Below are 26998 nucleotides of genomic sequence, written 5' to 3'. Positions count from 1 at the left end.
GCGTCAGGCGTCCTCGTCCTCGTCGTCGACCTGCTCGTCACCCGGATCCGTGGTCGCGTCGCGGAGGTGCAGGGCGGCATGGCGGTCCCACTCCCCCATGAGGTGCTCGATGGCCGCGTGGAAGCGCGCTGTCGCCGCGCCCGGTGCGGTGTCGCCGAAGTAGTGCCGCACCCACGCCGCAAGCCGCCGATCGGCCGCCGCGTCGTGCTGGAGCGCGTCCAGCCGCGCGACGATGCCGTGCGCGTCGTCCGCCGTCAGCCACTCGCAGTCGGAGAGGTAGCCGTCGGTGTCGATCTGCGCCTCGGGTCGCACGGGACGCGTGACCATCAGCGGCCGGCCGGCCGCCAGGCGGTCGTAGACCATGGCCGAGATGTCGACGATCGCGAGGTCCGCCGCGGACAGCTGCCAGGCGAGCTCCCGTGAGCGGTCCACGACGTGCTGCGCCGCCGGATCCTCCGCGTTCGCGCGCTCCAGCATCGCCGCGATCTCCCGGTTCGCGCGCGCGTACTCGGGGTCCACCACCCCGGATCGCGGGTGCGGGCGGTAGACGACGCGGTGGCGGCCGGTCGCGATCAGGTCGCGGACCAGGGGCACGCCGTGCGAGGCGATGGAGCCGTACGCGGCAGCGGGCCGGTCCCCCTCCCAGGTGGGCGCGTAGAGCACGACCGTGCGGTCGTCCGGGGTGTAGGGCAGCTCGCCGGAGTAGTGGTCCGCCTGCGGGCGCCCGATGGGGATGGCCCGGCGGTCGAGGTCGTAGTCCCACAGGACCTTGCCGAGCCGGGAGCGCGCCGCGTCCCCGGCGATGAGGCTGTAGTCGTAGGCCTTGAACTGGTTCGTGGTCATGTACATCTTGTCGGACTCGCCGTGGTTGACGAAGACGTGCCAGCGGCGCCCGTACCGCATCATCTGGAAGTTGCGCGTGTTCTGGTTGACGTACAGGACGATGCGGATGTCCTGCTCCGCGATGACCCGCTCGAGGTCCGCGACGCGACGCACGTACTCGACCGGCAGCGGGCTCTCGTCGAGGAGGGCGTTCGCACCGCCGGGATGGCGGCTGAGGATGACGACCGGGTGCGTCCGGGCCAGCTCGAGCAGCGGGCGGTACCACTGGCGGATCTGGTACATGTTCACGGCCGAGTCGGCGAAGTACACGGCGATGCGGTACTCGCCGGTCGGCGACGGCGCGCGGAGCGCGAGCTTCCGCTGCAGGATCCCCCGTGCACGGCGCTGCTGGACCAGCGAGCGGACAGCGCGCACGGCGAGGCGCGCATCGTTCAGGAGACCCATGCATCCACCGTAGCCAGCACTCGGAGCCGCTCCCGACGAGCCCCGGCCGGGGGCGTGGAACGGTGTGCGATCGTGACCGTGCGGTCGCGCATCACGATCAGATGACGGGCGGCCTGCCCGCGCGGGTCATGCGGAGGACGGTGCGCCATGACATGGGGCGGCGCGGCCCGGGCGACGTCGTCCAACCCTCCCGCCAGCCGCGCAGCCAGGTGCCGAGGCCGTCGCGGTGGCGAGCGCTGCGGAGCAACTGCACCGCGGTCCACGACCCCACGTACACGGGCACGAGCGGGAGGGGCAGGTTCCGACGCGCGAGCCAGACGCGGTTGCGGGCGTTGAGCCGGTGGTACTCCGCGTGGCGCGTGGGGGCGACGGCGGGATGGTGCGCCACCAGATCCCCGGCGTACCAGGCTCGCAGGCCCTGGTCCCAGACCCGCCACGCCAGCTCGATCCCCTCGTGGGCGTAGAAGAACGCGCCCGCCCATCCGTCGGCCGCCTCGAACGCGTCGCGGCGCACGACGACCGCCCCCTCCAGGACCGACATGACGGCGCTGGACCGTGCGGCATCCCCCTTGCGGATGCGCGGGATCCACCGCCGCGGCGTGGCCGCGCCCGTCGGGTCGACGATGCGCGGCTGGATGAGCGCCACCTCCGGCATGCGGGCCATGAGCGCCCGGCAGTCGACCAGGAACGTCGCGCTGGGCACGGTCTCGTCGTCGTCGAGGAAGAACAGGGTCTCCCCCGCCACCTTCGGGACGCCCGCGTTGCGACCGGCGGGGATCCCCACGTTCGCGGGCAGGTGCAGACCGCGGACGCCGTCGGGCAGGCCGACCGGGTCCCAGCCGTTGCCGACCACGACCACATCCGTGACGACGTCCCGTTGCCGCAACACCGACGCGAGTGAGGCGGCGAGCCCTCCCGGCCGGCGGCCCTGGCTCAGGATGACGACGCCGACGCGCGGCAGCGGCGACGTCACGCCGCGAGGTCAGCCGACGCGACGTGACGATCATCACGAAGTGCCCGACGAGGGCGAGCACCGAGAGCGGCACGAGCGCGATGAGCAGGACCCGGTCGGTCTCCGGCTGTCCCGCCACGAGGCCCACGAGCGCGACGACGAACACGACGATGGTCAGCTCGACCGAGTGGAACATCCGGTGGAAGGGCAGGAACCGCACGGCCCGGCGCGCGACCGCGATGAGGGAGTGCTGCGACGCGACCGTCCCGGCCCCGACCGGGCGCCTTCGGCAGGTCGGCGGACGCGCGGGCGACGCGCACCATGTCGTTCAGCGCCTTGTTCAGCACGATGACGAGGGCGAGGGCGAACGCGAGCGTCGTCCAGGGCAGATCACCCGGCGCCTCGAAGGGGTACGCGGCGGCACGGATGCCCAGAGACAGCGCGATCAGCATCTCGGTCGAGTAGTGCCCGACCGCGTCGAGGAAGTGACCGACCGGCGACGAGGTGCGCCGCCAGCGCGCCACCTCCCCGTCGCAGCAGTCCACGAGCATCTGCAGTTGGCCGAGGACGAGCGCGAGGGCGGCGCCCGCGATGCCCGGGATGAGCAGGGCCGCGGCGGCTGCCCATCCCGTGAGGATCATGACGACGGTGACGCCGTTGGCGCTGATGGGCGTCCGCAGGAGGAGCCAGGTGACGTACGGCGAGAGGTCGCGGAGGTAGAGGTGGGCCGTCCAGTGCTCGGCGTTCGCCCGGAGGCGCACCTCGGGGGGCTGGGTCACGCGCCGCAGCTCCGCGATGGAGGACGGCAGGCCGCGGTCGCCGGTACGGGGGTCGCTGCTCATCGGCCCGTGTGCCCGTCGAGGTCGTCGGTGAGCTCGAGGAATCCGAGCACGAAGCCCGTGCCCCAGCTGAAGTGGATGGACGGGAGCACCGCGGCGAACCGCAGCATCGTGGCCGCACCGTCCCGCGAGGCCACGGTGACGGTGCTCACCAGCACGAAGCCGGCGTAGACGCCGGGGACGACGAACGCGGCGACGAGGCGGCGCAGGCTCGGCACCCCGATGGCCGGGCCCACCAGGCCCGCGACGCCGAGGACGAGACCGACCGCGACCCCGGCGACGGCGACGGGCGGCACGAAGTAGCGGACCGAGTTCTGCCGCGTGTACCGGCGGGCGAGCTCCCCGCGCCACAGGCCGGTCGCGAAGAACTGCCGGATGAGCGACCGGAACGTCGAGCGGGGCCGGTAGGTGACCTTCATGCGGGGCGTGAACCAGACGAGGCCGCCGCTCTGCCGGATCCTGCGGTTGAGCTCCCAGTCCTGACCACGACGGACGCCCTCGTCGAACAGCCCGACGTCGACGAGGCGCTCGCGCCGGAACGCACCGAGGTACGCGGTCTCCGCGGGACCCTCCTTGCCGCCGACGTGGTGCGCGGTGCCGCCGAGGCCGACCCGGGCGCCGTACGCACGGGCGACCGCCTTCTCGAACGGCGTCCGTCCCTCGGCCGACATGAGGCCGCCGACGTTGTCCGCGCCGGTCGCCTGCAGCGTCTCCACCGCGATCCGGGTGTAGTCGGGCGGGAGCAGCGAGTGCGCGTCGACGCGGATGACCACGGGATTCCGCGTCGCGCGGATGGCGGCGTTGAGGCCGCCGGGAGTCGAGCCCGTGGGGTTGTCGACGCTCGTGATGCGCGAGTCGGCACGCGCCATCTCCCGGACCACCTCGGTCGTCCCGTCGGTGCTCGGTCCGAGCGCGAGGACGACCTCGAAGTCGCCGGCGTAGTCCTGACGCATCATGCTGTCCACGGCCGCCCGGACGTGGTCCACCTCGTTGAGGATCGGCATGACGTACGAGACGGCGGGCAGTTCGCCGGGGCTGCCGGCGACGGGGTCTCGTCGCGGGTGGTGCGCCATCTGAGCCGATCTCTTGGAGGAGGTGCGGCCGGGGCCGTCGGGGGCCGAGCCTCGCAGCACATTACCAGCCCGCCCCTCCGCCCTGGACGCAGAGGAGGGGCGGACCGGCGCTCACCGGTCCGCCCCTCCTCTCGGGTCAGGGGCTACTGCTGCAGCGTGCCGAGCGTGATGGCGACCTGCTGCGTCTGGCCACCGCGGATCACGGTCAGCTGAGCATCGCTGCCGCCGGCCAGCGCCCGGACCTGCGCCGTGAGGTCGCTGGCCTTGCTGATCGGGACGCCCTCGAAGGCCGTCACGATGTCGCCGCTCCGCAGCCCCGCGGCGGCTGCGGCGCCTCCGCTCTGGACCTCCACGATGAACGCGCCCCGACCGGGGTCGTGTTGTCGGCCGCGGCCGCGTCGCGGGCGCTCGCGCCGAGCAGCCCGTGCGACGCGCTGCCACCCGCGATGATCTCCTTACCGACGCGCTGGGCGAGGTTCGACGGGATGGCGAAGCCGACGCCGATGCTGCCCGCGGTCGAGCTCGACCCGCCGGCGTTGGCGATGGCCACGTTGATGCCCATGAGCCGACCTTCGCGGTCGAGGAGCGCGCCTCCCGAGTTCCCGGGGTTGATGGCCGCGTCGGTCTGGATGACCGGCAGGCTGATGGTGGCCGCCGCCTGGGGCTGGCCGCCCGTCCCGCCCTGGCCCCCCTGACCCTCGTTGCCGAAGGGCCAGAAGTTGAACGGCGTCTCCTCGCTCTGGCTGCCGTCTCCCGGCGTCTCGGGAGCGGCGGACGAAGCCACCTGGATGCTCCGGTCGAGGGCGCTGACGATGCCGTCGGTCACCGTCCCGGACAGACCGAGCGGCGCGCCGATGGCGATGGCGTCGTCACCGACGTTGAGCTTCGAGGAGTCGGCGAACTCGATGGGCGTGAGCCCGCTCGCCCCGTCCATCTTGATGACCGCGAGGTCGACGACCGGATCCGTGCCGATGAGCTGGGCCGTGTAGAGGGCGCCGTCCGCGGTCTTCACTTGGATGGTGGGGTTGCCGGTCTGGCCGTCGAGCGTCACCACGTGGGTGTTGGTGAGGATGTAGCCGTCGCTCGAGAGCACCACGCCCGAACCGGTGCCGCCGCCCTGCGCGCCGGCGACGCTGATGGTGACGACGCTGCCGGACGCCTGGGCGGCGACGGCGGTGATGGGCGTCGCGTCGTCCGGGTCGTTGACCGTGATGTTGGCCGGAGCCTGGCTGGCCGCCTCCGTCGAGCCGTCCTCGTGCGCGACCGCCCAGACGGACAGACCGCCCGCGGCTCCCCCGATGAGGGCGCCGACGGCGAGCATGGCGACGAGAGGGAGGGCCTTGTTGGCCTTCTTGCGGGGCGCCGGGGTCGTCTCCGCCGACGGTCCGTCGCCGGCGGCCGCTGATTCCGCGACGGGGACGGTGGTGGTGGCAGCAGGCCGCTCGGCTTCCGGGCGGGTGCCGTAGGCGAGCGTGTCGCGCTGGTCTGCGGGGGTGGGTGCCGGGTGGGCACTCGCTGCGGGACCGGCGGGCGCGGGCCAGGACGATCCGTCGCCGGCCGGGTCCGAGGAGCGCGACGATGCCGGGCCTGTGGCGTCCGGGCGGCCAGGCACCTCGCGGTCGCCCTCGTGCTCGTCTGCGCCGTGGCTTCTGTCGGTCATCGGTGGTGCTCCTCTCAGGTCGTGCCAGCTTCCAGGGCGAGTCTGGGCGTTGCCTATGGCTGCCCTGACAGCGCGCCGTCCGCAGAGGCCAGGTCCCGAAGGACGACCGGGGCGTCGGTGTCGCTGCTCGCCTGCTGGGTCGAGCGTACGCGGGAGCTGCGTCCGAGCAGGTCGAGGCGTGCGTGGCGGTCGGACGCCGGGACCTCGCGGCGTCTCAGCATCCGGGGCCGGCGTGGCGGGTCCCGCACGGCCCGGGCACCAGGACCGTGGACCCCTGCACGACACGGACCGTCACCGGACCCACCAGCACCGGCAGCGTCCCCGGGATCGACTGCCACGCACCCCCGTCGAACCGGTACGACGGCGCGTACGCGACCGTCACCGCGACCTGCCGTTCCCCGACCGTCGCGAACACGTGGCTCGTGGCCGTGGGCGTGAAGTCGCCCTGACCCAGCTGCGCCCACGACGCACCCGGACCCTCCACCGCCGTCGTCGTGCCATCACCGTGGTCCCATGCGAACGACACCGGCACGAACCGCACCTGCGCCGGCCGCCCCAGCAGCACCCCGTCCACCACCTGCGCCACCGCATCCGTCACCAGGTTCACCGGCACCCCCACCAGCGCCCACCCGTTCGGCTGCGACCGGATCGACGCCGACCGCGGCACGAACTGCGCCACGTCCTCCAACGTCACCCCCGCAACGCCCTCCACCACCGGCGCCGGATCCGCCGCCTTCACCGGCGACCTCGCCGGTGGCAGGAACGCATGCCGCCCATCCAGACACGACCCCCGCCCCGGCAAGCACCCCCCATCCGCATCCGCCGCCAACCGATCCTGCCGCGGCACCGGATGCGGCACCACCGGTGGCTTGTCGATGGGTACTCCCAGGGTCGATCCGACCTAGGGCTCGGAGGGGCGATGGAATGCGTCCTGTGGCCTGATGTCACGTGCGCGCAAAGCGACACCTGCCTCATCGATCGCCCCAGTCGCGCAAGTCCCGCTCCGTCCGGATGACTGACCACACGCTCCTTCGGCTGCGCCGCTTGACGAGGCTTGAGCCAGGACGAGCGCCACAGCGATCGCGTGGACGGACAGCACCGTCCTCAATCGCATGCGTGCACCGCTTCATTGCGAAGGGAATCGCTGATCCGCCACGCACCATCTGCGGACATGGTCGCCTTCATCTGCAGGGACAATCGACTGTCTCGCGTCGGCGTCACGTCCCGGCCATCAGCATCCAGGATCCGGGTGCCTCCGACGTCCAGGCACGCTTGCGCGACCATGAAGCGCGAACCCTGGTCGTCCGTGCCCCGGCCCGTCACCTCGAACGCCGACATCGTCGCCCTTCCCTCACCGTGCTGCCCCTCGGCCGCCGTGGCATGCATCGAGGACAGCTCGTCCTCGAGCGCATCGCCAGCCAGCAGGCTTGCGAGGACCTCGCCCGACTCGTCAGCGGGTTCCAACGCCACGTAGCGGGAGAAGAGATCCCGGAACGCCTCGTCGTCCCGCTGCTCCTGCGACAGCGCCGGGGTCGGCGGGCCCTGCGGGGTCGGCGCCTCGGGGGCGGCGCATCCGCTGAGGACGCATGACAGGAGCAGGAGGGCGAGCGAGCCGGACAGCGTCCCGGTCACCCGCCTCGGTCGGTGGCGCGGTCGCTCGTGCATGGTCGTCTCCCCCTGGGCGTGCGGATCCCGCGAGCAGGAGGGGTGCGGCGGCACCCGGCATCGCGGTCCAGGAAAGGTAGCCGTGCTGGTGCGAGGCGGAGCGGGAGGGTCCACATGGGACGGCCTGTCCGGCGGCACGCCCGCTGTGCGGGAGGCGGCCCGCCGCCCGCGCGCCATGATGGGCGCATGACGATACCCGGCGCGTGGGTGCGCGCGGCCCGCGGGGCCATGCTGCTCTCGCCTGACGGGACGCCCGGCACCACCGTGTTCGCCGAGATGAGCGCACTCGCCGCCGCTACCGGTGCGATCAACCTGGGGCAGGGCTTCCCCGACGAGGACGGACCGGGCGAGGTGCTCGAGGCGGCGCGCGCGGCGATCTCGGCCGGGATGAACCAGTACCCGCCGGGTCGCGGCACCCCCGGGCTGCGGCAGGCGATCGCCGCCCACCAGGCTCGCTTCTACGGGATGGCGATCGACCCGGAGACCGAGGTGCTCGTGACCGCGGGTGCGACCGAGGCCATCGCGGCCACCCTCCTCGCCCTCGTGGAGGAGGGCGACGAGGTGGTGACCCTCGAGCCGTTCTACGACGCCTACGGGGCGCTCATCTCGCTGGCCCGCGGCGTGCACCGCACCGTCCCGCTGCGCGCCCCCGGCTTCCAGCCGCGGCTCGACGATCTGCGCGACGCCATCACCGACCGCACCCGCGTGATCCTCCTGAACGACCCGCACAACCCCACCGGCACGGTGCTCAGCCGCGAGGTCCGCGAGCTCGTCGTGGAGCTCGCGATCGCGCACGACGTCGTGATCGTCACGGACGAGGTCTACGAGCACCTCGTGTTCGACACGTCGCACGTCCCGGTCGCCACCCTGGCGGGAGCCCGCGAGCGCACGGTGACCATCTCCTCCGGCGGGAAGACCTTCCGCACCACGGGCTGGAAGGTGGGCTGGCTGACGGCGCCCGCGCCCCTGGTCTCCGCGATCCTGGCCGTCAAGCAGTTCCTGACGTTCGTGAACGGCGCGCCGTTCCAGCCCGCCATCGCGACCGGACTCGCCCTGCCGGACCGGGTGTACGACGGCATCGCGGACGACCTGCGGCACAAGCGCGACATCCTCGCGGCGGGGCTGACGGCGGCCGGCTTCCGGATCCACCTGCCGCAGGCCGGCTACTTCATCGTGGCCGACGCCGCGCCGCTCGGGTTCGCCGACGCCCGGGAGCTGTGCCTGCGGCTGCCCGCCCTCGCCGGGGTGGTCGGGGTGCCCCTCTCCGCCTTCTGCCATGCTCCGCTCGCCGCGGAGCACGCCTCGCTCGTGCGCTTCGCGTTCTGCAAGCGGATCGACGTGCTCGAGGAGGCCGTGCGGCGCCTCGGCGCCCTGGCGCCCGGGACCGCCTGACCCGGCACCCTGGTACCAGGACCGCCTCGGGACGGGGGCCGGAAGGGGGACGCGTCGCCGAGGAGGCCGCCCCTAGCGTTGGTCTCGCGGGCGCTGGGTCCGCACACCCATCCTGAGGAGGCAGCGCGCATGATCGTCGCTGAGAACCTGACCAAGCGCTACGGCGCGAAGACCGCCGTGGACGGCGTGAGCTTCACCGTCCAGCCGGGCATGGTGACCGGATTCCTCGGTCCGAACGGCGCCGGCAAGTCCACCACGATGCGCATGATCGTCGGGCTGGACGCCCCGACCTCCGGATCGGTGACCGTCAACGGCCGCCGCTACCGCGACCTCCAGGCGCCGCTGCACGAGGTCGGCGCGCTCCTGGACGCCAAGGCGGTGCACACGGGCCGCAGCGCGTTCAACCACCTCCTCGCGATGGCGGCGACGCATGGCATCCCGCGCTCGCGGGTCGACGAGGTCATCGAGATGACGGGGCTGCAGCCGGTCGCCAAGAAGCGCGTGGGGGGCTTCTCCCTCGGCATGGGGCAGCGCCTCGGCATCGCCGTCGCGCTCCTGGGGGACCCGCGCACGCTGATCCTCGACGAGCCCGTCAACGGCCTCGACCCCGAGGGCGTCCTCTGGGTGCGCAACATCACGCGCTACCTCGCCGGCCAGGGCCGCACGGTGCTCCTGTCCTCGCACCTGATGAGCGAGATGGCGCAGACCGCCGACCACCTCATCGTCCTCGGTCGCGGCCGCGTGCTGGCCGACGCGCCCGTCGCCGCCGTGGTGGCGGGAGCCACGAGCGGACTGGTCCGCGTCCGGTCGCCGCACACCGACCGGCTCGGCCAGGCGGTGTCGCGACCCGACGTCGTGGTCACGAGCGTCGAGCGCGACGTCATCGAGATCACGGGCCTCACGGCCGCGCAGGTCGGCGACGCCGCCCTGTCGGCGGGAGTCGTGCTCCACGAGCTCACGCCCGTCTCGGCGTCCCTCGAGGACGCCTACCTGTCGCTCACGCAGGGCGACGTCGAGTACCACAGCGCCGCAGTCGGCACGACCGAGCAGGAGACCGCACGATGACCGCCACCAGCACCCCCTACGCACCCGCCCCGGTGACCACGGGCCGTCCCACGCTCGGCCGCCTCATGCGCTCCGAGTGGATCAAGCTCCGTACTCTGCGCTCCACCGTCTGGTGCTTCGCGCTCGTCTTCCTCCTCCTCGCCGGGTTCTCGGCGCTCTTCACCCCGTTCGTCGTGGATCAGCTGGAGGACCAGCTGGGCCTCCCCGGCCTCCCGGCCGCCGACCTGCTGGTGTCCGTCGGCCTCAGCGGCGTCACGCTGTCGATGCTCGTCGCGGGCGTGCTCGGGGTACTCGTGATCAGCGGCGAGTACTCCACCGGCATGATCCGCTCGTCGTTCAGCGCGGCGCCCCGGCGTCTCGGGGTCATCGCCGCCAAGGCGATCGTCTACACGGTCGTGACCTTCGTGGTCACCGCGATCGCGGTCGCCGTCGCCCTCCTGATCGCCCGCGCGTACTTCTCCGCGGCCGGCGCGGAGGTCGACGTCCTGGAGGGCGGGTTCCTGCTCTCGGCCCTCGGCGGCGTGCTCTTCGTCGTGCTCATCGGCCTGATGGGCTTCGGGTTCGGCCTCCTGCTGCGCAACGGCGCGGCGGGGATCGGGGCCCTCGTCGGCCTCGTCCTCGTCGTGCCCATCGTCGGCCAGCTGCTCGGCGCCGTGCTCGACTGGGTCCGCGACCTCGAGCCGTACTTCCCCCTGAGCGCGGGCAACCGCCTCTACAGCGGCGGCAACGGCGCTCCCGGGGAGATGGAGTTCTGGCAGGCGCTCCTGGTCATGCTGGCCTGGGTCGCCGTGATCCTCGTCCCCGCCGTCGTGCTCGCCCGGAAGCGGGACGCCTGATCGACGCGGAACGGAGGGCGCCGTCGGGCGCGGCGGACGCCGCCGCGCCCGACGGCGTCCGCCTGCCGACCCGCCCGGCGCGGTCCGCGGGTGGATGGCCCGGCATCCGCGGACGGTCGACGCCGTCATCGCGGTCCTGTTCACCTGGGCGTCCCTCGCCGGCGTGGCCGTCAGCGACATCCGCTCCGACCTCCCCGGGGCCGTGGTCGTGCTCGTCACCCTGTCGCTCGGCGTGGGCGCGGCGCTGATGCTCCGCCGCAGCCGACCGGTGAGCGTGCTCGTCGTGAGCGGGCTCGGCACGGCGGCCTCGGCCCTGATCTCGGGCACCTTCGACTTCGGCGCCCTCCCGCTCGCGCTCTACGCCGTCGCGGTCCACGGGTCCTCGCGTCGCGCGTGGCTGGGGCTCGGCGGCTCCGCGATCCTCGCCGCGGTCGTCGTGCCCACCACGGCGCGCACCGGGCCGCTCGACCTCTCGGTCGCCTCGATGCTGGTGTTCAGCCTCATCCCCATGCTCATCGCGACGCTCATCGGCACGAACGTCGGCGGACGGAAGCGCTACGTGGAGGCGCTGCGGGACCTCGCGGTGCAGCTCGCCCGTGAGCGCGACCAGCAGGCGCGGCTCGCCACGGCGGCCGAGCGCACCCGCATCGCCCGCGAGATCCACGACATCGTCGCCCACGGCATCACGGTCATGGTGACGCTCGCCGACGGCGCGGCGGCCAGCGCGGTCACCCGCCCGGAGCTCGCCCGCGACGCGATGCGCGAGGTCGCGGACGCGGGTCGGTCGTCGCTCTCCGAGATGCGCCGCATGCTCGGCGTGCTCGCCGAGGAGCCCACCGCCGGCGATGCGAGCCCTCCGTCCCTCCGCGCCCCGCAGCCCGGGCACGCCGAGCTGGCCGCCCTCGTCGACTCGTTCCGGTCGACCGGCCTGCCCGTCCGCTTCACCACGACGGGCACGCCGCCGGAGGATCCGGGGACGCCAGCTCGCCGTGTTCCGCGTGGTGCAGGAGTCGCTCACCAACGTGCTCCGGTACGCGCCGAACGCCGAGCGCGTCGAGGTCCGGGTCGACCACGGGCCCGACCGGATCACCGTGGAGGTCACCGACGACGACCGCACGGGTCCCGTCGTCCCGCCCGTCCCCGGCAGCGGACGCGGTCTCCTCGGCGTCACCGAGCGCATGGCCGTCTACGGCGGCACCGCGTCCGCCGGGCCCCGCGCGACCGGCGGATGGAGGGTGCTCGCGAGCATGCCCGGCGGCTCGGACGACGTCCGCCCGGGCGACGCGGCCGGGGCCCGCGACCCGCACGACACCCGCCCCCGGATCCAGGAGGACCGATGACCGACAGCCGAACCCCCGTCCGCGTGCTCATCGTGGACGACCAGGCGCTCGTGCGCATGGGCTTCCGCATGGTGCTCGACGCCGAGCCCGGGATCGCGGTCGTGGGCGAGGCGGCCGACGGCCGCGCCGCCGTGGCGCGCGCGGCCGAGCTCGCACCCGACGTCGTGCTGATGGACGTGCGCATGCCCGGCATGGACGGCATCGAGGCGACCGCCGAGATCGTCGCGCGGCACCCGGCGACCCGCGTCATCGTGCTCACCACCTTCGACCTCGACGAGTACGCCTTCGCCGGGCTGCGCGCGGGCGCGAGCGGGTTCCTCGTGAAGGACACCCGGCCCGAGCACCTCATGCAGGCGATCCGCGCCGTGGCGGACGGCGACGCGGCCATCTCCCCGCGCGTGACCCGGCGCATGATCGAGCTCCTGGGACCCGCGATGCCCGCGGCCGGAAGCGCCGCGGGCACCGGGGAGGGCGCCGCCGACCCGCGCCTGCGCCCGCTGACCGCGCGGGAGCTGGAGGTGCTCACGGCGCTCGCGGAGGGGCTCACCAACCAGGAGATCGCCGGGCGCCTCTACCTGTCGGAGTCGACCGTGAAGACGCACGTCGGCCGGGTGCTCGCGAAGCTCGACGTGCGCGACCGCGTTCAGGCGGTGATCCTCGCATACGACTGCGGGCTGGTGCGTCCGGGTGCGTGACGGGACGCCCCGGGGTCGTGGACGGGGCGCCCGGCACGAGAGGATGGGCGTGCCGGCGGGACGCCGGGTCGACCCGTCAGGAGCGCTGTGACCACGACCATCGCGGGCACGCGCCGCGCCCGCCTCGCCCCCTCCGCTCGCCGGGCCGCCGATCCACCCGCCGGCGACCCCGGCGCCGGCACGAGCACCGGATCCGACACCGACCTCCTCGAGCGCTCCGCCACCCCTCCGGTGTGGAGCTGCGTGGTCTGGAACGACCCGGTGAACCTCATGACCTACGTCTCCTACGTCTTCCGCAGCTACTTCGGCTTCCCGCCCGAACGGGCCGACGAGCTGATGCTGCGCGTGCACGAGGACGGACGGGCCGTGGTCGCGACCGGGATCCGCGAGGAGATCGAGCGCCACGTCCTCGCGATGCACGGCTACGGCCTCTGGGCGACGCTCGAGCGGGTCGACGCGTGAGGGCCTTCCGCGCCCGTCCCGACGGGACGGTCGCCGCGCACCTGGAGCCGCACGAGGTCGCCCTCCTCCGCGGCCTCCTCGGCGAGCTGCGCGGCATCCTCGACGAGCGCGTCGCCCCGGGCGGCGCCGAGGACGGCGGAGCCCCCTCCCCGTCGCCGAGCGGCTGCTGCCGGATGCGTACCCGGACGACGCCGAGGCCTCCGCGGAGTTCCGGCGGTTCACCGCGGGCGACCTCACCGAGGCCAAGGCCGCGAACGCGACGACCGTGGAGGCGACGCTCGCGGAGGCCGACGCGCGCGGAGCCGGGCGGCGCGGGCTCCTGGTGGTGCTCGACCCCACGGGTGCGCAGGCGTGGCTCCGCACCCTCAACGACCTCCGGCTCGCGATCTCCGTGCCCCTGAGGATCGACGAGGCCGACGGCTGGCGGGACCGCGCACCCCGCGAGAGCGCGGCCATCTACGACTGGCTGACCTTCGCGCAGGGCTCGCTGATCGAGGCCGTCGACCGCTGACCCGGCGACGCACAGCGGCCGGCGAGCATGATGGAGGGGACCCGCGGACCCGTCGGCCCACCGGGTCCCGTCCGCAGGAGAGGAGCAGCATGCGCGTCGTCGTCATCGGAGCGACCGGGAACCTCGGGACCGGGGTGCTGCGGCGCCTCCACGCCGCGGGCGCGGAGATCGTGGGCGTCGCCCGGCGCATGCCCGACGCCGCGCTCGAGCCGTACTCCCACGCGACGTGGCGGCTCGCCGACATCGGCGCCGCGGGCGCCGTCTCCGGTCTCGCCGCGACCATGCGGGGCGCCGACGCGGTCATCCACCTCGGCTGGGCGCTGCAGCCGAACCACCGCGAGCGCGTGATGCACCGCACCAACGTCATCGGCACGGCCCACGTGCTCGCCGCCGTCGCGCAGGCCGGGGTACCCCAGGTGGTCGTGGCGTCCTCCGTGGGCGCCTACAGCGCGGCGCCGAAGGACCGTCCGCGCGACGAGACCTGGCCCACGGGCGGGATCCACACCTCCCACTACTCGCGGCACAAGGCCGAGAACGAGCGCGCGATGGACGCCTTCGAGGCGGCGCACCCCGACGTCGTGGTGACGCGCATGCGGCCCGGGCTCGTCATGCACGACGAGGCGGCGGCCGAGATCGCCGCGCTGTTCCTCGGCCGCTGGATCCCGACGCGCTGGCTGGGCCTCGCTACGCGGACCCCCGTGCTGCCGCTCCCCCGCCAGCTGGTGTCGCAGGTCGTGCACAACGAGGACGTGGCGGACGCGTTCTGGCGGGCGGTGGAGCGCCGGGCGCCGGGCGCGTTCAACATCGCCGCGGATCCGGTCGTCGACCCCGCCCTCGTGGGACGCCTGCTGGGAGCGCGCGTCGTCGCCGTGCCGCTGCCGGCCCTCCGCGCGCTCGTCTCCGCGAGCTGGCGCCTCCGCGTGCAGCGGACGGATCCGGGATGGATCGACATCGCCGCGAACGTGCCCGTCATGTCGACGACCCGCGCTCGGGAGGTGCTGGGATGGGTCCCGGCGCACCCCGCCGAGGACGTGCTGGCCGAGTTCGGCCGCGCCTTCGTGCACCGCACCGGACGCGACGGCTCGGCACCGCTCGCCGGATGAGCGAGGACGCCGACTTCGTCGCCGCGGCCCTCGAGCGCGAGGGCGCGTGGTACCGCGCGGAGGCCGAGCGGGAGCGCCTGCGGTCGGACCTCGGGTTCGTGGGCGCGTCCGTCGGCGCCGTGCGCGGCACCGTGCGGGACCTCGGCCGCCGACGCCCGGGGATGACGCGGGACGAGGCGGTGGCGCTCGCGTCCGAGCTGTGGCGCTCGCGCGTGTACGAGATGAGGTTCGCGGCCGTCGTGCTGCTGCAGGAGCACGTGACCCGGCTCGACAACGGCGACCTCACCCGCATCGAGGGCTTCGTGCGGGACGCCCGCCTGCGGGACCTCGTGGATCCGCTCGCCCTCGACGTCGTCGGTCCGCTCGTCGAACGGCTGTCCGGCGCGGGACGCGCACGCGCCGACGCGGCGCTCGACCGCTGGGCCGGCGAGCAGGACGTCTGGCTCCGCCGTGCCGCGCTCCTCGCCCCGTCGCGGCCGCTGCGCGCCGGCGGCGGAGACTGGGACGGGTTCCTGCGCCGCGCCCGCACGGCGCAGGCGGCGCCGCGGGGCGGGCACGACGTGGTGCGCGAGGCGGTGGACCGCGTGCGCGACCTCGTCCGCGCGACGCGGCCCGACCTGGCCGCGGATCCGGTCCCGGGCGTCTGAGCGGCCGCGCCGTCGACGGCTCGGTCCGCATCCGCCCGGCACCCCACGGCGCTCCGCCGCCGGTACGGTCGGCTCATGACCTTCGACGACGACGCCCGGATCGACAGCAGCAAGGTCACGCGCCGCCGCGGCCGCGGACGGACGACCGGCATCGCCGCGGGCGGGGGCGGGCTGCTCGTGGTGGTCGCCGTGATCCTCGTGCAGCAGTTCACGGGCGTCGACCTGTCGCAGCTGGTCGGCGGCGCGGGCGGCAGCGGCGGATCCGGGTCGTCGGGCCAGCAGGACGAGGCCATCGAGGGCTGCACGACCGGCCGCGAGGCCAACGAGGACGTCGAGTGCCGCATGGCGGGTGCCGCCGACTCGCTCGACACGTACTGGACCACGGCTGCCGCGGAGGCCGGCGTCGCCGACTACTCGCTCCCCGGCTTCGCCCTGTTCGACGCCGCCACGAGCACGGGCTGCGGTGACGCGACGAGCGCGACCGGGCCGTTCTACTGCCCGCCCGACCGCAGCCTGTACCTCGACACGACCTTCTTCGACGAGCTGCGCACGCGGTTCGACGCCACGGGCGGGCCCCTCGCGCAGATGTACGTCGTCGGGCACGAGTGGGGCCACCACATCCAGCAGCTCTCCGGGGCGTTCGACCGCGCCGACCGCTCGGGCACCGGGCCCGACTCCGACTCGGTGCGCCTCGAGGTGCAGGCGGACTGCTACGCCGGTGCCTGGATCGGCGCGGCCGCCGAGGTGCGCGACGACACCGGACGCGCGTTCCTCGAGCCGGTCACGGCCGCGGAGGTCGCCGATGCACTCGACGCGGCGGCGGCCGTGGGCGACGACCGGATCCAGGCCTCCGCGGGCGGAGCGGTGGACCCCGACACCTGGACCCACGGATCCGCGGAGCAGCGGCAGCGCTGGTTCGAGACCGGGCGCGCCGGCGGCCCCGCCGCATGCGACACGTTCGCCGTGCCGGGCGGCGAGCTCTAGGGAGTCCCCGGGCCCGCGTCGTCGGCGGGCTCCGGCGGGTCCGTGCGGAACCCGACCGGGTGGTGCGCGCCGTCGCGGCAGGACCCGATCGGCGGGAGCCGCAGCGGCCGAGGCCCCGGACGCTGCGAGGACCCTCCGGCCGACGGGCGGGTGCGGGTCGCCCCGTGGGCGGCGGCGAGCAGATCGGTCATCCCCGGACCGCTCGGCGCCCGGACTGCCCGGCCGGGCGGGTCGCGGGGTCATCGGGAGCGGTGGCGGGCCGCGTCGACCGCGGCGCCGGACGGAGCGGGGCCCGGGATCCGGGATACTGCGGGGAGCCCCGCGTGCGATGCGCGGCGGCCGGCGCGAGGAGGTGCCCATGCGACGCGGCACCAACCTGCCCGCCATCGGCGGATACAACCGCACGGTGGTGCTCGACGCGGTCCGCCGGGCCACCGAGGGCGCCAGCCGCTCCGAGGTCGCCGAGCGCACCGGCCTCAGCGCCCAGACCGTGACCAACGTGACGCGCCGGCTCATCGACGAGGGGCTCGTGCGCGAGGGCGGCACCGTGATCCGGGGGCCCGGCAAGCCCCGCACCCTCCTGCACCTGGTGGCCGACGGCCGGTTCGCGGTGGGCGTGCACGTGGATCCGGCCGTCATCACCTCCGTCCTCCTGGACCTCGAGGGCACGGTGCTCCGGCACGTCAGGCAGCCCGACGCCCTCCGCCTCCCGGCCCGACGAGGTGGTGGCGCTGGTCGCCCGGCTCGTCGACGGCCTCATCGTGGACGCGGGGGTCGACCGCGCAGCGGTGCTCGGGGTCGGGCTCGCCGCGCCGGGGCCCATCGACGTGCGCGCCGGGCTGGTGCTGGACCCGCCGATGCTCCCCCTCTGGCGGCACGTGCCCCTCCGGCAGGCGCTGAGCACCGCGACCGGACTGCCCGTGCTCCTCGAGAAGGACGTGACCGCGGCGGCCGTGGCGGAGCTGTGGTTCGGCACGGGCGACCGGCGGCACCTCGCGTTCGTGTACTACGGCACGGGCTTCGGCACCGGGCTCGTCCTCGGCGGCGAGCCGGTGCGCGGCGCGAGCTCCAACGCCGGCGACGCCGGGCACATCATGGTCGCGTCCCGCGGGCGGCGCTGCACGTGCGGGCGCGTCGGGTGCGTCGGCGAGCTGATCACGCCGCACGCGCTCGTGCGCCAGGCCGTGGAGGGCGGCGTGCTCACCGCGGCGGACGTGTCGGACGCGGCGCTCGCGGAGGCGGCGGCGAGCGGCGACGCCGTCGACATGCGGCTCATCGGCGAGGCCTTCCACGCGCTGGCGGCCCGTGCGGACGCGGAGGACGGCCCGGCGCGGCGGATCGTCGAGGCGGCGGCCCCGGCACCTCGCGCACGCCATCGTGATCCAGGTGAACCTCCTCGACGTCGACGAGGTCGTCTGCGGCGGCCCCTTCTGGCACCCCATCGCCCGGCTGGTGCTCGAGACGCTGCCCGAGGAGGTGCGCCGCTCCCCGGCGCTCATCTCGAAGCACCCCGTGCGGGTGGTCGAGTCGGCGGTCGGCGAGGACGTCGCCGCAGTGGGCGCCGCGTGCCTCGTGCTCGACAACGCGTTCTCGCCCCGGCCGTCGGCCATGCTCATCCGCGCCTGACCGTCCGGCCGCCGCTCCCGTGGGCCGGGGTCGCGGCTGTCCTCCCGGCTCACCGTGACCCGATCGTCACCGGGATGTCTTGACATGGATTAGTCCATACGTTTGGCTAATCCTCGACGACCGGCGATGACGCCGACCGTCCGAGCCAGTGGAGCGAGGGAGCACCATGTCGAACCATCTGCCGCACCGCAGGACGCGAGCCCGCATCCTCTCGATCACGGCGGCCTCCGTCGCCGCCCTCCTCCTCGCCAGCGGCTGCTCCGGCGGCGCGGGCGGCGGCGACGACGGGAAGACCATCAAGGTCGCGTACCAGAAGTTCGGGACGTTCACCCAGATGGACGCCCACATGAAGGAGACCGCGAAGACCTTCGAGGCCGCGAACCCCGGCATGAAGGTCGAGTTCGTGCCCATCGCCGCGCAGAACGACGACTACTTCACGAAGCTCGCGCTGATGAACCGCTCGGACTCGACCGCGCCCGACGTGATGTACGAGGACACCTTCAAGGTGAAGTCCGACGCGGCCGCCGGCTACCTCCTCCCCCTCGACGACCAGGTCGCCGGCTGGGAGGACTGGGACATGTTCTTCGACTCCGCCAAGGAGGCCGGCGTCGGCGAGGACGGCAAGGTCTACGGGATCCCGATGGGCACCGACACCCGCGCCCTCTGGTACAACAAGGACCTCTTCGCCCAGGCCGGCCTGCCCGTGCCGTGGGAGCCGAGGACCTGGGACGACGTGCTCGACGCGGCGAAGACCATCAAGGCCGAGCTGCCCGACGTGGTGCCCATCAACGTCTACTCCGGCAAGCCCCAGGGCGAGGGCGCCACGATGCAGGGCTTCGAGATGCTGCACTACGGCACCCCCACCGGCACGCTCTACGGCGAGTCCACGAGCAAGTGGCTCACCGGCTCGCAGGGCTTCATCGACTCCCTCGGCTTCATCGAGGACGTGTACCAGGGCGGCATCGGCCCGAAGCCCGAGGAGGCGCTCGACACGAACATCTCCACCATCGTCGGCGGCGAGTGGCTGCCGCAGGGCAAGCTCGCCATCGACCTCGACGGCTCGTGGCTGAGCGGCACGTGGCTCGAGACGGGCACGAACCCCTGGCCCGAGTGGAGCGACGTGATGGGCCAGGCGCCCATGCCCACGCAGGACGGCGCCGCCCCCGGCGCGGTGAGCATGTCCGGCGGCTGGACCCTCGCGGTCGGCGCGAAGACCGCGAACCCCGACAAGGCGTTCGAGTTCATCGCCGACGCGCTCGACAAGGAGGGCTCGCAGTCGTACGACATCGCGGCCAGCCAGATCGCGGTGCGCAGCGACGTGGCCGAGGACCCGGAGTACGTCTCCTCCAACCCGACGTTCGAGTTCTTCTCCTCCATCGTCGACGTGACCCACTTCCGCCCCGCGACCACCGACTACAGCCGGATCTCCAACGCGATCACCGTCGCGATGGAGTCGGTGATGACCGGCCAGCAGTCGCCCGAGGAGGCCGCGGCCGCCTACGACGACGCGCTCGTCGGCATCGTCGGCCAGGACGGGACGCAGAAGGCCGAGGACTGATCCGTGGCCACCATCGCCCCCGTCCCGGTCGGCCCCGACGCCGGTGTGCGCGGCGCCGACCGGCGGGGCGCGGCGGGGTCGGGGCCGGGGTCCGGCGGACCGCCGCCGGTCCGCCCGGGCCGGGCCCGTGCCCGCGCGCTCCGCACCGGGGCGCGCACCATCCCGCTGCTCCCCTCGATCGTCCTGCTCGCCCTGTTCCTGCTCGGGCCCGTCATCTCGAGCCTCTACGGCTCGTTCACCGACGCGTCCCTCACAGGGGTACGCCGCCGGCGGCGCGCAGTTCATCGGCTTCGACAACTACACGGCGCTGTTCGCCGACCCGGACTTCCCCAAGTCGGTGCTCCTCACGCTCGCGTTCGTGTTCTTCTCGGCGGTCGTCGGGCAGAACGTCGTCGGTCTCGGCCTGGCGCTCCTCATGCGGCAGGGCAACCGCGGCGTGCGCGCCGTCGTCGGCACGTTCGTCATCGCGGCGTGGGTCCTGCCGGAGATCGTGGCCGCGTTCGCCGCGTACGCGTTCTTCAACGACGAGGGGACGCTCAACACGATCCTCGGCTGGTTCGGGATCCAGGGCGCGAACTGGCTGTACGGGCTGCCGCTCCTCTCGGTGATCCTCGCCAACGTGTGGCGCGGATCCGCCTTCTCCATGCTCGTCTACGCGGCGGCCGTGCAGGAGGTGCCGCCGGAGATCACGGAGTCCGCCGAGGTGGACGGCGCGACCGGCTGGCAGCGGCTCGTCTTCATCACGCTGCCGGTCATCCGCCGCAGCATCTCGACGAACCTGATGCTCACCACGCTGCAGACGCTCTCGGTCTTCACCCTCATCTTCGTGATGACGGGCGGCGGCCCCGGCACGAGCAGCTCGACCCTGCCGATCCTCGCCTACCAGGAGGCGTTCCAGTTCTCGCAGCTGGGCTTCGGCACCGCGATCGCCACGAGATCATGCTCCTCGTCGGAGCCGTGTTCTCGGTGATCTACATCAGGGCCCTGCGCCCGGAGGTGGACTGACCATGGCCGTGACCACAGCGATCCCGGCGCCCGCCCGGGCCACCCGCGGGAGGCGGTCCCCGCGGCCGCCCGGCTCCCGCATGACGTCCCCGAGCGGCCGCGTGATGCGGGCCGTCTCGAACGGCGTGCTCGTGCTCGTCGCCCTCTGCTTCGCCGTCCCCCTCGTCTGGCTGGTGCTCGCGTCGTTCGACCCGTCGGCCACGCTGTCGGCGAAGGTGCCGGACGAGTTCACGCTCGACAACTTCACGGCCGTGCTGACGCCGGAGATCTCCTTCATCCCGCTGATGAACAGCCTCGTGCTCTCCGGCGGCTGCGCGATCGTGACGGTGGTCGTCGCGATCCTCGCGGCGTACCCGCTGTCGCGGTACCGGATGCGGATCAACAAGCCGTTCCTCTACGGCATCCTCTTCGGCACGTGCCTGCCCATCACCGCGATGATGGTGCCCGTCTACAGCCTGTTCGTGACGCTGGACCTCATCGACTCGATCGGCGGCACGGTGTTCTTCCTCGCCGCCACGAGCCTGCCGATGGCCATCTGGATGGCGAAGAACTTCATGGACTCGGTGCCCATCTCCCTCGAGGAGGCCGCCTGGACCGACGGCGCGTCGATGATGCGCACCCTCACGCACATCGTCGTGCCGCTCATGCGGCCGGGGATCGCGGTGGTGTTCATCTTCGTGTTCATCCAGGCGTGGGGGAACTTCTTCGTCCCCTTCATCCTGCTGCTGAGCCCGGACAAGCAGCCGGCCGCCGTGAGCATCTTCAACTTCTTCGGGCAGTACGGCTCCGTCGCGTACGGCCAGCTCGCCGCGTTCTCGCTCGTCTACTCGGTGCCCGTCATCGCGCTGTACGTGCTCGTCTCGCGGACGCTCGGCGGCTCCAACGCGCTCGCCGGCGCCGTGAAGGGCTGACCGGCCCGCGCATCCACCCGCACCACCACCGCACCACCCGCCGCCGGACGCCGACGCCCGCGCGGCGCACGCTGGAGACACCCGTCCGCGGTCCGTCCGCGCCATCGTCAGGAGATGACCATGCCCCTCACCACCGCCCTCGCCGAGGCCCGCGTCGCGCGCTTCGTGGTCGACCGCCTCACCCCGAACGTGTACCGGCGCCGCATGCCCCTCACCATCGAGGCGTGGGACGCGCCCGGCGAGCCGGTGCCGTTCGCCGAGGCGGTCCGGCAGGACTACCGCCCGTTCGCGGTCGGCACGCCGTGGAGCCGGGCGTGGGGCACCACGTGGTTCCACGTCACCGGCACCGTGCCGGACGACGCCGGCGCGGACGGCACGTCGCTCGAGGTCCTCGTCGACCTCGGCTTCAGCGACCGCCAGCCGGGGTTCCAGGCGGAGGGGCTCGTGCACCGGCCCGACGGCAGCGTCGTCAAGGCCATCGAGCCGTACAACGGGTACGTGCCGCTCGAGGCGATCGGCCAGGGCACGGCGCCCGGCACGACCATCGACCTGTGGATCGAGGCGGCGTCGAACCCGGACGTCGGCGGCAACGACTTCTACGGCGAGACCCCGCTCGGCGACCCGGCCACCGCGGGCGACGACCCCATCTACACGATGCGCACCCTCGACCTCGCGTGGCGCGACCTCGCGGTGTACGAGCTCGACCGTGACGTCTGGACCCTGCAGGGGCTGCTCGGGCAGCTGGATCCCGCCTCCTCCCGCCGCGTGGAGATCCTGTCGGCGCTCGAGCGGGTGTGCGACGCCGTGGACCCCGACGACGTCGCGGGCACCGCCACCGCCGGGCGCGAGGTGCTCGCGCCCGTGCTCGCGGCTCCGGCGCACGCGAGCGCCCACCGCGTCACCGCCGTCGGCCACGCCCACATCGACTCCGCGTGGCTCTGGCCCGTCCGCGAGACGCGGGCGGAAGGTCGCCCGCACGTTCTCGAACGTCCTCGCGCTCATGGACGAGGACCCGGACTTCGTCTTCGCCGCGTCCAGCGCGCAGCAGTACGCGTGGCTGAAGGAGGACCACCCGCAGCTGTTCGAGCGCCTCCGTCAGCGCGTCGCCGAGGGGCGCTTCATCCCGGTCGGCGGCATGTGGGTCGAGTCGGACACCAACATGCCGGGCGGCGAGGCGCTCGTGCGCCAGCTCGTGCAGGGGAAGCGGTTCTTCCTCGAGGAGTTCGGGATCGACTCCCGCGAGGTGTGGCTCCCCGACTCCTTCGGCTACACGGGCGCTCTGCCGCAGATCGTGCGGGGCGCGGGCGCCGAGTACTTCTTCACGCAGAAGCAGTCGTGGAACGAGACCAACACGATGCCGCACCACACGTTCCTGTGGGAGGGCATCGACGGCAGCCGCGTCTTCACCCACTTCCCGCCGGTGGACTCCTACAACTCGGACCTCTCGGCGGAGGACCTCGCGCGCGCCGAGCGCCAGCACGCCGAGAAGGCCGTGAGCAACGCCTCCATCGTCCCGTTCGGCTGGGGCGACGGCGGCGGCGGGCCGACCCGCGAGATGACCGCGGCGGCCCACCGCACGCGGGACCTCGAGGGGTCGCCGCGCGTGGAGCTCGGCACGCCGCTGTCGTTCTTCGACCGGGCCCGGGCCGAGATCCACGACCCCCACGTGTGGTCGGGCGAGATGTACCTCGAGTTCCACCGCGGCACGTACACGTCGCAGGCGCGCACCAAGCAGGGCAACCGGCGCAGCGAGCACCTGCTGCGGGAGGCGGAGCTGTGGCTCGCGCAGGCGGCCGTGCGGGACCTCGTCGCGTACCCCCACGACGAGCTGGACGCGCTGTGGCGCACGGTGCTGCTCCTGCAGTTCCACGACATCCTGCCCGGCACCTCCATCGCCTGGGTGCACCAGGAGGCGGAGCGCGAGCACGCCCGCGTGCAGGGCCGGCTGCGGGAGCTCGTGGCCGAGGCGCAGCGCGCGCTCGCCGGATCGGGCGACCGGCGGATCGCCTTCAACGCGGCCCCCGTCGACGCCCGCGGCGTCGGCGCCCTGTCCGCCGGCCCGGTGGAGGACGACGGCGACGCGCCCGCGCCCGTGGCGGACGGCGACGGCTGGGTCCTCGACAACGGCCTCGTCCGCGCGCGCTTCGACGCCGACGGCACGGTATCGTCCCTCGTGGACACGGCGTCGGGTCGCGACCTCGTAGCCCCCGGGCAGCGCCTCGGCCTGCTGCAGCTCTTCCGCGACACCCCCAACCAGTGGGACGCGTGGGACATCGACGACGCCTACCGCCGGAACCGCACCGACCTCACCGACGTCGCCTCCGTCCGGATCGACGGCGCGGCGCTCGTGGTCGAGCGCGCCTTCGGCTCCTCCCGCGTCACGCAGACGTGGACGGTGCCCGCGGGCGAGCCCGAGCTGCAGGTCGTCACCGACGTCGACTGGCACGAGCGGCAGAAGCTCCTGAAGCTCGCGTTCCCCCTCGACGTCCACGCCGACCGGGCCGCGTCCGAGGTGCAGTTCGGCCACGTGCAGCGGGTGACGCACGCCAACACGTCGTGGGAGACGGCGCGGTTCGAGACCGTCGCGCACCGCTGGGTGCACGTGGGCGAGCCCGGGTTCGGCGTGGCCGTGGCGAACGACGCGACCTACGGGCACGACGTGACGCGGATCCCCCGCCCCGACGGCGGCAGCGCGACGCTCGTGCGCCAGTCGCTCCTGCGCGCCCCGGTGTTCCCCGACCCGCACGCCGACCAGGGCCGGCACGTGCTGCGCTCCGCGGTGCGCGTGGCGCCGGACGTGCTCGACGCCGCGGACGCGGGCTACCGGCTGAACCTGCCGGTGCGCGAGGTCGCGGGCGACCACGGCGTCGCGCCGCTCGTCACGTCGTCGAACGCCGCCGTGGTGATCGAGGCGGTCAAGCTCGCCGAGGACCGCTCGGGCGACCTGGTCGTCCGGCTGTACGAGGCGCGCGGCGGCCGGGAGCGCACGGTCGTCCGGGTGGACCCCGATGCCGGGCTGGGCGCGGCGCACCGCACCGACCTGCTGGAGCGGCCCGTCGACGGCGCTCCCGCCCACGCCGCGGGCGAGCCCCTCGAGATCACCCTGCGGCCCTTCGAGATCGCGACCCTGCGGATCGCCCGCCGGTAGGCGCGAGCGACCGCGGCGGCGGGGCGGCTCCGGTCCGACGACCGGGGCAGCCCGGCCGCCGTCCGCTGCGGGGAATCCGGCGGTCACCCGGACGGGGGCGGCGCCGATCCCGCCGCCGCCGCCGGGGACCGGGAGGATGGAGGGGGGGCAGGCGCCCCGACGAGAGGGCCCCATGACCGCCGACGACACGGCCGCCGACGACACGACCGCCGCCACCACCGCACCGACCGGGCCTCCCGCGCAGGCCGCCCCGACCGCCCCGCCGGAGGATCCCGGGTACGGGCGCCGCCGGATGGCGCGCATCGGCGCCCGGGCGCTCGTCGCGTGGATCGCCGAGGTCGTGACCCCGCGCCGCCGGCTCGTCGCGCTCGGCTCCGGCCTCGTGGCGGGCGTCGCCATGGCCCTCCTGATCCGGCCCGTGCTCGCGCGCGCGGACGGCGAGGCGACGTCGGCGGCGGCCGCCGTGCTGCTCGGGATCATGGTCGGCGCCGCCGTCGGGATCATCCCCGTGTCCGTCTGGCTCACGCGCGCGATCCGCCGCCACCCGTCCGTCACCGGGTCGCATCCGTCGTGGCGCGACTCCGCGCTCCTCGACCGCGCGGTGGACGCCCGCGGGCGGGTGACGATCCAGCCCGGGACCGCGGAGCGCGTCGCGACCGAGTCCCGCCGCGCCATCGCCTCGGCCGCGGTCGGCGTGCCGGGCGCCGTCGTCATGGGCGTGCTCGTACTGGTCGGCGCGCCGGCCTACGCCGTCACCCGGGACATCGGGATGCTCGGCTGGTTCCTCCCGGTCTACGCGCTCCTCTCCGTCTCCGGGCTCTGGACGTCGGCGCGCACGGCCGGCCCCATGGCGCTCCTCCGCGACGCCGCGGACGCGGAGCTCGCCCTGCCCGAGTCCGAGCGCCCGCCGGCACCGCCTCCCCCGGCGCCGCCGCAGGGCAGCCGCCTCCCCTGACCCGCGGTCCGTCGTGCGCGCGGCGACACGCGCGGACGTTCCCTCACATGACGAATACGGTGGACGGATGAAGGCACTCCAGTACACCCGCATCGGATCCCACCCCGAGGTCGTCGAGATCGAGAAGCCGACGCCCGGCCCCGGCCAGGTCCTCCTCCGCATCACCGCCGCCGGCGTCTGCCACTCCGACGAGTACGTCATGGGCCTGTCGGAGGAGGAGTACCGCGCCGCCGGCTACCCGCTCCCCCTGACGCTCGGCCACGAGGGCGCGGGCGTCGTCGAGGAGCTCGGCGCCGGCGTCGAGCACCTGTCCGTCGGGGATGGCGTCGCCGTCTACGGGCCCTGGGGCTGCGGACGCTGCCACCCCTGCGCCGAGGGCCGCGAGAACCACTGCGAGAACGCCGCCGCCGAGGGGATCCAGCCTCCCGGGCTCGGCGCCCCCGGTGCGATGGCGGAGTACATGATCGTCGACGACCCGCGCCACCTGGTCCCGCTCGGCGACCTCGACCCCGTCGCCAACGTCTCCCTCACCGACGCCGGCCTCACCCCGTACCACGCCATCAAGACGTCCCTCCCGAAGCTCGGCGCCGGCACGACCGCCGTCGTCATCGGCACCGGCGGCCTCGGGCACGTCGGCATCCAGATCCTCCGCGCCCTCAGCGGCGCGACCGTCATCGCCCTCGACGTGGACGACGAGAAGCTCGAGCTCGCCCGGCACGTGGGCGCGCACCACACCGTCATCAGCGATGCCGACGCCGCCGACGGCATCCGCGCCATCACGGGCGGACGCGGCGTGCAGGCGGTGTTCGACTTCGTCGGCGCCGCGCCGACCATGGCCACCGCCGTGCAGGTGGTCGAGGCCGGCGGCGACGTCACGATCGTCGGGATCGGCGGCGGGTCCGTCGAGCTCGGCTTCGGGCGCATCGCGTTCGACGCCGCCGTGCGGATCCCCTACTGGGGCAGCCGCTCCGAGCTCATCGAGGTCCTCGACCTCGCGCGCTCCGGCCAGGTGACCGTCGAGACGCAGCGGTACTCGCTCGACGACGCCCCGGACGCGTACGCGGCGCTGGCGGCGGGCCGGGTCCGCGGCCGCGCGGTCATCGTCCCCGTAGCCGCCCAGCAGCCCGTAAGCCGCGGCAGTACGCGGCGCTGTGGCGGATCGACAGCGACACGCCGCCCGCGCTGTGAGTCTCCCTGGTGCGATGCCGGAGCGGCTGTGGGAGTGTGAGTCCTGGTTGCCCCAATCCCCGGCCGCCTGCGTCGTGTCCCGACACGACGTCGACA

At 73.9% G+C, this 26998-nt stretch carries 22 protein-coding genes and 5 pseudogenes; 19 read left to right on the top strand and 8 right to left on the bottom strand.

Annotated elements, in window-relative coordinates; all coding sequences use genetic code 11:
- Positions 1-3: 3 nt before the first annotated feature.
- From ACZ411_RS00310 to ACZ411_RS00275, 8 genes and pseudogenes are all read right to left on the bottom strand, one after another.
- Positions 4-1287, bottom strand: coding sequence for a hypothetical protein (locus tag ACZ411_RS00310; protein ID WP_464167592.1), 1284 nt, complete (start codon positions 1285-1287; stop codon positions 4-6).
- Positions 1288-1384: 97 nt separating this feature from the next.
- Complete coding sequence (locus ACZ411_RS00305) at positions 1385-2260, bottom strand: glycosyltransferase family 2 protein (RefSeq protein WP_464167590.1); 876 nt, start codon at positions 2258-2260, stop codon at positions 1385-1387.
- Positions 2261-2264: 4 nt separating this feature from the next.
- Positions 2265-3081: pseudogene (locus tag ACZ411_RS00300) on the bottom strand (CDP-alcohol phosphatidyltransferase family protein); the annotation flags it as partial.
- Positions 3078-4151, bottom strand: coding sequence for a glycosyltransferase family 2 protein (locus tag ACZ411_RS00295; protein WP_464167588.1), 1074 nt, complete (start codon positions 4149-4151; stop codon positions 3078-3080). The gene ACZ411_RS00295 and the pseudogene ACZ411_RS00300, both read right to left, overlap by 4 nt.
- 143 nt (positions 4152-4294) lie before the next feature.
- Positions 4295-4504 (bottom strand): PDZ domain-containing protein, encoded by a 210-nt coding sequence (locus ACZ411_RS00290; protein ID WP_464167586.1) that lies wholly within the window; start codon positions 4502-4504, stop codon positions 4295-4297.
- Positions 4444-5811: a S1C family serine protease gene (locus ACZ411_RS00285; protein WP_464167584.1), complete on the bottom strand. Its 1368-nt coding sequence runs from the start codon at positions 5809-5811 to the stop codon at positions 4444-4446. Before ACZ411_RS00285 ends, ACZ411_RS00290 begins: the two co-directional genes overlap by 61 nt.
- Before the next feature lie 214 nt (positions 5812-6025).
- Positions 6026-6673 carry a hypothetical protein gene (locus ACZ411_RS00280; protein WP_464167582.1) on the bottom strand — a complete coding sequence of 216 codons (648 nt, stop codon included), beginning with the start codon at positions 6671-6673 and terminating at the stop codon, positions 6026-6028.
- Between the two features lie 242 nt (positions 6674-6915).
- Positions 6916-7443 carry a hypothetical protein gene (locus ACZ411_RS00275; RefSeq protein ID WP_464167580.1) on the bottom strand — a complete coding sequence of 176 codons (528 nt, stop codon included), beginning with the start codon at positions 7441-7443 and terminating at the stop codon, positions 6916-6918.
- Between the two features lie 219 nt (positions 7444-7662).
- Between ACZ411_RS00275 and ACZ411_RS00270 the strand changes: the two genes are divergently transcribed.
- From ACZ411_RS00270 to ACZ411_RS00180, 19 genes and pseudogenes are all read left to right on the top strand, one after another.
- Entirely contained in the window at positions 7663-8868 is a 1206-nt protein-coding gene (locus ACZ411_RS00270; protein WP_464167578.1) for an aminotransferase class I/II-fold pyridoxal phosphate-dependent enzyme, read from the top strand.
- Between the two features lie 129 nt (positions 8869-8997).
- A complete protein-coding gene (locus ACZ411_RS00265; RefSeq protein ID WP_104290581.1) occupies positions 8998-9933 on the top strand; it encodes an ATP-binding cassette domain-containing protein in 936 nt (311 codons plus the stop codon).
- Complete coding sequence (locus ACZ411_RS00260; protein ID WP_104290582.1) at positions 9930-10769, top strand: ABC transporter permease subunit; 840 nt, start codon at positions 9930-9932, stop codon at positions 10767-10769. Before ACZ411_RS00265 ends, ACZ411_RS00260 begins: the two co-directional genes overlap by 4 nt.
- Before the next feature lie 94 nt (positions 10770-10863).
- Positions 10864-11538, top strand: a pseudogene (locus ACZ411_RS00255) (DUF7134 domain-containing protein); the annotation flags it as partial.
- Positions 11539-11614: 76 nt separating this feature from the next.
- Positions 11615-12109 (top strand): ATP-binding protein, encoded by a 495-nt coding sequence (locus ACZ411_RS00250; RefSeq protein ID WP_464167621.1) that lies wholly within the window; start codon positions 11615-11617, stop codon positions 12107-12109.
- The gene (locus ACZ411_RS00245; RefSeq protein WP_104290584.1) at positions 12106-12804 is read left to right on the top strand and encodes a response regulator; all 699 of its coding nucleotides are present in this window, start codon (positions 12106-12108) and stop codon (positions 12802-12804) included. Before ACZ411_RS00250 ends, ACZ411_RS00245 begins: the two co-directional genes overlap by 4 nt.
- A gap of 87 nt (positions 12805-12891) precedes the next feature.
- The gene (clpS, locus tag ACZ411_RS00240) at positions 12892-13266 is read left to right on the top strand and encodes an ATP-dependent Clp protease adapter ClpS (protein ID WP_464167575.1); all 375 of its coding nucleotides are present in this window, start codon (positions 12892-12894) and stop codon (positions 13264-13266) included.
- A gap of 163 nt (positions 13267-13429) precedes the next feature.
- On the top strand, positions 13430-13777 hold the full coding sequence (locus ACZ411_RS00235; RefSeq protein ID WP_464167618.1) for a DUF2017 family protein: 348 nt from the start codon (positions 13430-13432) through the stop codon (positions 13775-13777).
- Positions 13778-13866: 89 nt separating this feature from the next.
- Positions 13867-14880: an NAD-dependent epimerase/dehydratase family protein gene (locus ACZ411_RS00230; RefSeq protein ID WP_464167573.1), complete on the top strand. Its 1014-nt coding sequence runs from the start codon at positions 13867-13869 to the stop codon at positions 14878-14880.
- Positions 14877-15527, top strand: coding sequence for a DNA alkylation repair protein (locus ACZ411_RS00225; protein ID WP_464167571.1), 651 nt, complete (start codon positions 14877-14879; stop codon positions 15525-15527). The genes ACZ411_RS00230 and ACZ411_RS00225 overlap by 4 nt, the downstream gene beginning before the upstream one ends.
- Before the next feature lie 75 nt (positions 15528-15602).
- On the top strand, positions 15603-16511 hold the full coding sequence (gene ypfJ / locus ACZ411_RS00220) for a KPN_02809 family neutral zinc metallopeptidase (RefSeq protein WP_104290589.1): 909 nt from the start codon (positions 15603-15605) through the stop codon (positions 16509-16511).
- Positions 16512-16839: 328 nt separating this feature from the next.
- Positions 16840-16998 (top strand): annotated as a pseudogene (locus ACZ411_RS00215) (ROK family transcriptional regulator); the annotation flags it as partial.
- Between the two features lie 235 nt (positions 16999-17233).
- Positions 17234-18220: an ROK family protein gene (locus tag ACZ411_RS00210; protein ID WP_464167569.1), complete on the top strand. Its 987-nt coding sequence runs from the start codon at positions 17234-17236 to the stop codon at positions 18218-18220.
- A gap of 83 nt (positions 18221-18303) precedes the next feature.
- A complete protein-coding gene (locus ACZ411_RS00205) occupies positions 18304-19695 on the top strand; it encodes an extracellular solute-binding protein (RefSeq protein WP_464167567.1) in 1392 nt (463 codons plus the stop codon).
- Between the two features lie 45 nt (positions 19696-19740).
- A pseudogene (locus ACZ411_RS00200) lies at positions 19741-20700 on the top strand (carbohydrate ABC transporter permease).
- 2 nt (positions 20701-20702) lie between these two features.
- Complete coding sequence (locus ACZ411_RS00195) at positions 20703-21611, top strand: carbohydrate ABC transporter permease (protein ID WP_104290592.1); 909 nt, start codon at positions 20703-20705, stop codon at positions 21609-21611.
- Positions 21612-21731: 120 nt separating this feature from the next.
- A pseudogene (locus ACZ411_RS00190) lies at positions 21732-24759 on the top strand (alpha-mannosidase).
- 172 nt (positions 24760-24931) lie between these two features.
- Positions 24932-25714 (top strand): hypothetical protein, encoded by a 783-nt coding sequence (locus tag ACZ411_RS00185; protein WP_464167564.1) that lies wholly within the window; start codon positions 24932-24934, stop codon positions 25712-25714.
- Between the two features lie 67 nt (positions 25715-25781).
- A complete protein-coding gene (locus ACZ411_RS00180; RefSeq protein ID WP_464167562.1) occupies positions 25782-26942 on the top strand; it encodes an NAD(P)-dependent alcohol dehydrogenase in 1161 nt (386 codons plus the stop codon).
- The last annotated feature ends 56 nt before the right edge of the window (positions 26943-26998 follow it).

It is taken from the genome of Clavibacter sp. AC415 (genome assembly GCF_979252985.1).
This window is presented reverse-complemented; position numbering and strand designations above follow the sequence as displayed.

Coding starts and splice junctions, on each gene's coding strand:
- ACZ411_RS00225 (WP_464167571.1), top strand. CDS start 14,877: ATGAGCGAGGACGCCGACTTCGTCGCCGCGGCCCTCGAGCGCGAGGGC.
- ACZ411_RS00250 (WP_464167621.1), top strand. CDS start 11,615: ATGCGAGCCCTCCGTCCCTCCGCGCCCCGCAGCCCGGGCACGCCGAGC.
- ACZ411_RS00205 (WP_464167567.1), top strand. CDS start 18,304: ATGTCGAACCATCTGCCGCACCGCAGGACGCGAGCCCGCATCCTCTCG.
- ACZ411_RS00260 (WP_104290582.1), top strand. CDS start 9,930: ATGACCGCCACCAGCACCCCCTACGCACCCGCCCCGGTGACCACGGGC.
- ACZ411_RS00180 (WP_464167562.1), top strand. CDS start 25,782: ATGAAGGCACTCCAGTACACCCGCATCGGATCCCACCCCGAGGTCGTC.
- ACZ411_RS00230 (WP_464167573.1), top strand. CDS start 13,867: ATGCGCGTCGTCGTCATCGGAGCGACCGGGAACCTCGGGACCGGGGTG.
- ACZ411_RS00185 (WP_464167564.1), top strand. CDS start 24,932: ATGACCGCCGACGACACGGCCGCCGACGACACGACCGCCGCCACCACC.
- ACZ411_RS00285 (WP_464167584.1), bottom strand. CDS start 5,811: ATGACCGACAGAAGCCACGGCGCAGACGAGCACGAGGGCGACCGCGAG.
- ypfJ (WP_104290589.1), top strand. CDS start 15,603: ATGACCTTCGACGACGACGCCCGGATCGACAGCAGCAAGGTCACGCGC.
- ACZ411_RS00310 (WP_464167592.1), bottom strand. CDS start 1,287: ATGGGTCTCCTGAACGATGCGCGCCTCGCCGTGCGCGCTGTCCGCTCG.
- ACZ411_RS00295 (WP_464167588.1), bottom strand. CDS start 4,151: ATGGCGCACCACCCGCGACGAGACCCCGTCGCCGGCAGCCCCGGCGAA.
- ACZ411_RS00245 (WP_104290584.1), top strand. CDS start 12,106: ATGACCGACAGCCGAACCCCCGTCCGCGTGCTCATCGTGGACGACCAG.
- ACZ411_RS00195 (WP_104290592.1), top strand. CDS start 20,703: ATGGCCGTGACCACAGCGATCCCGGCGCCCGCCCGGGCCACCCGCGGG.
- ACZ411_RS00270 (WP_464167578.1), top strand. CDS start 7,663: ATGACGATACCCGGCGCGTGGGTGCGCGCGGCCCGCGGGGCCATGCTG.
- ACZ411_RS00265 (WP_104290581.1), top strand. CDS start 8,998: ATGATCGTCGCTGAGAACCTGACCAAGCGCTACGGCGCGAAGACCGCC.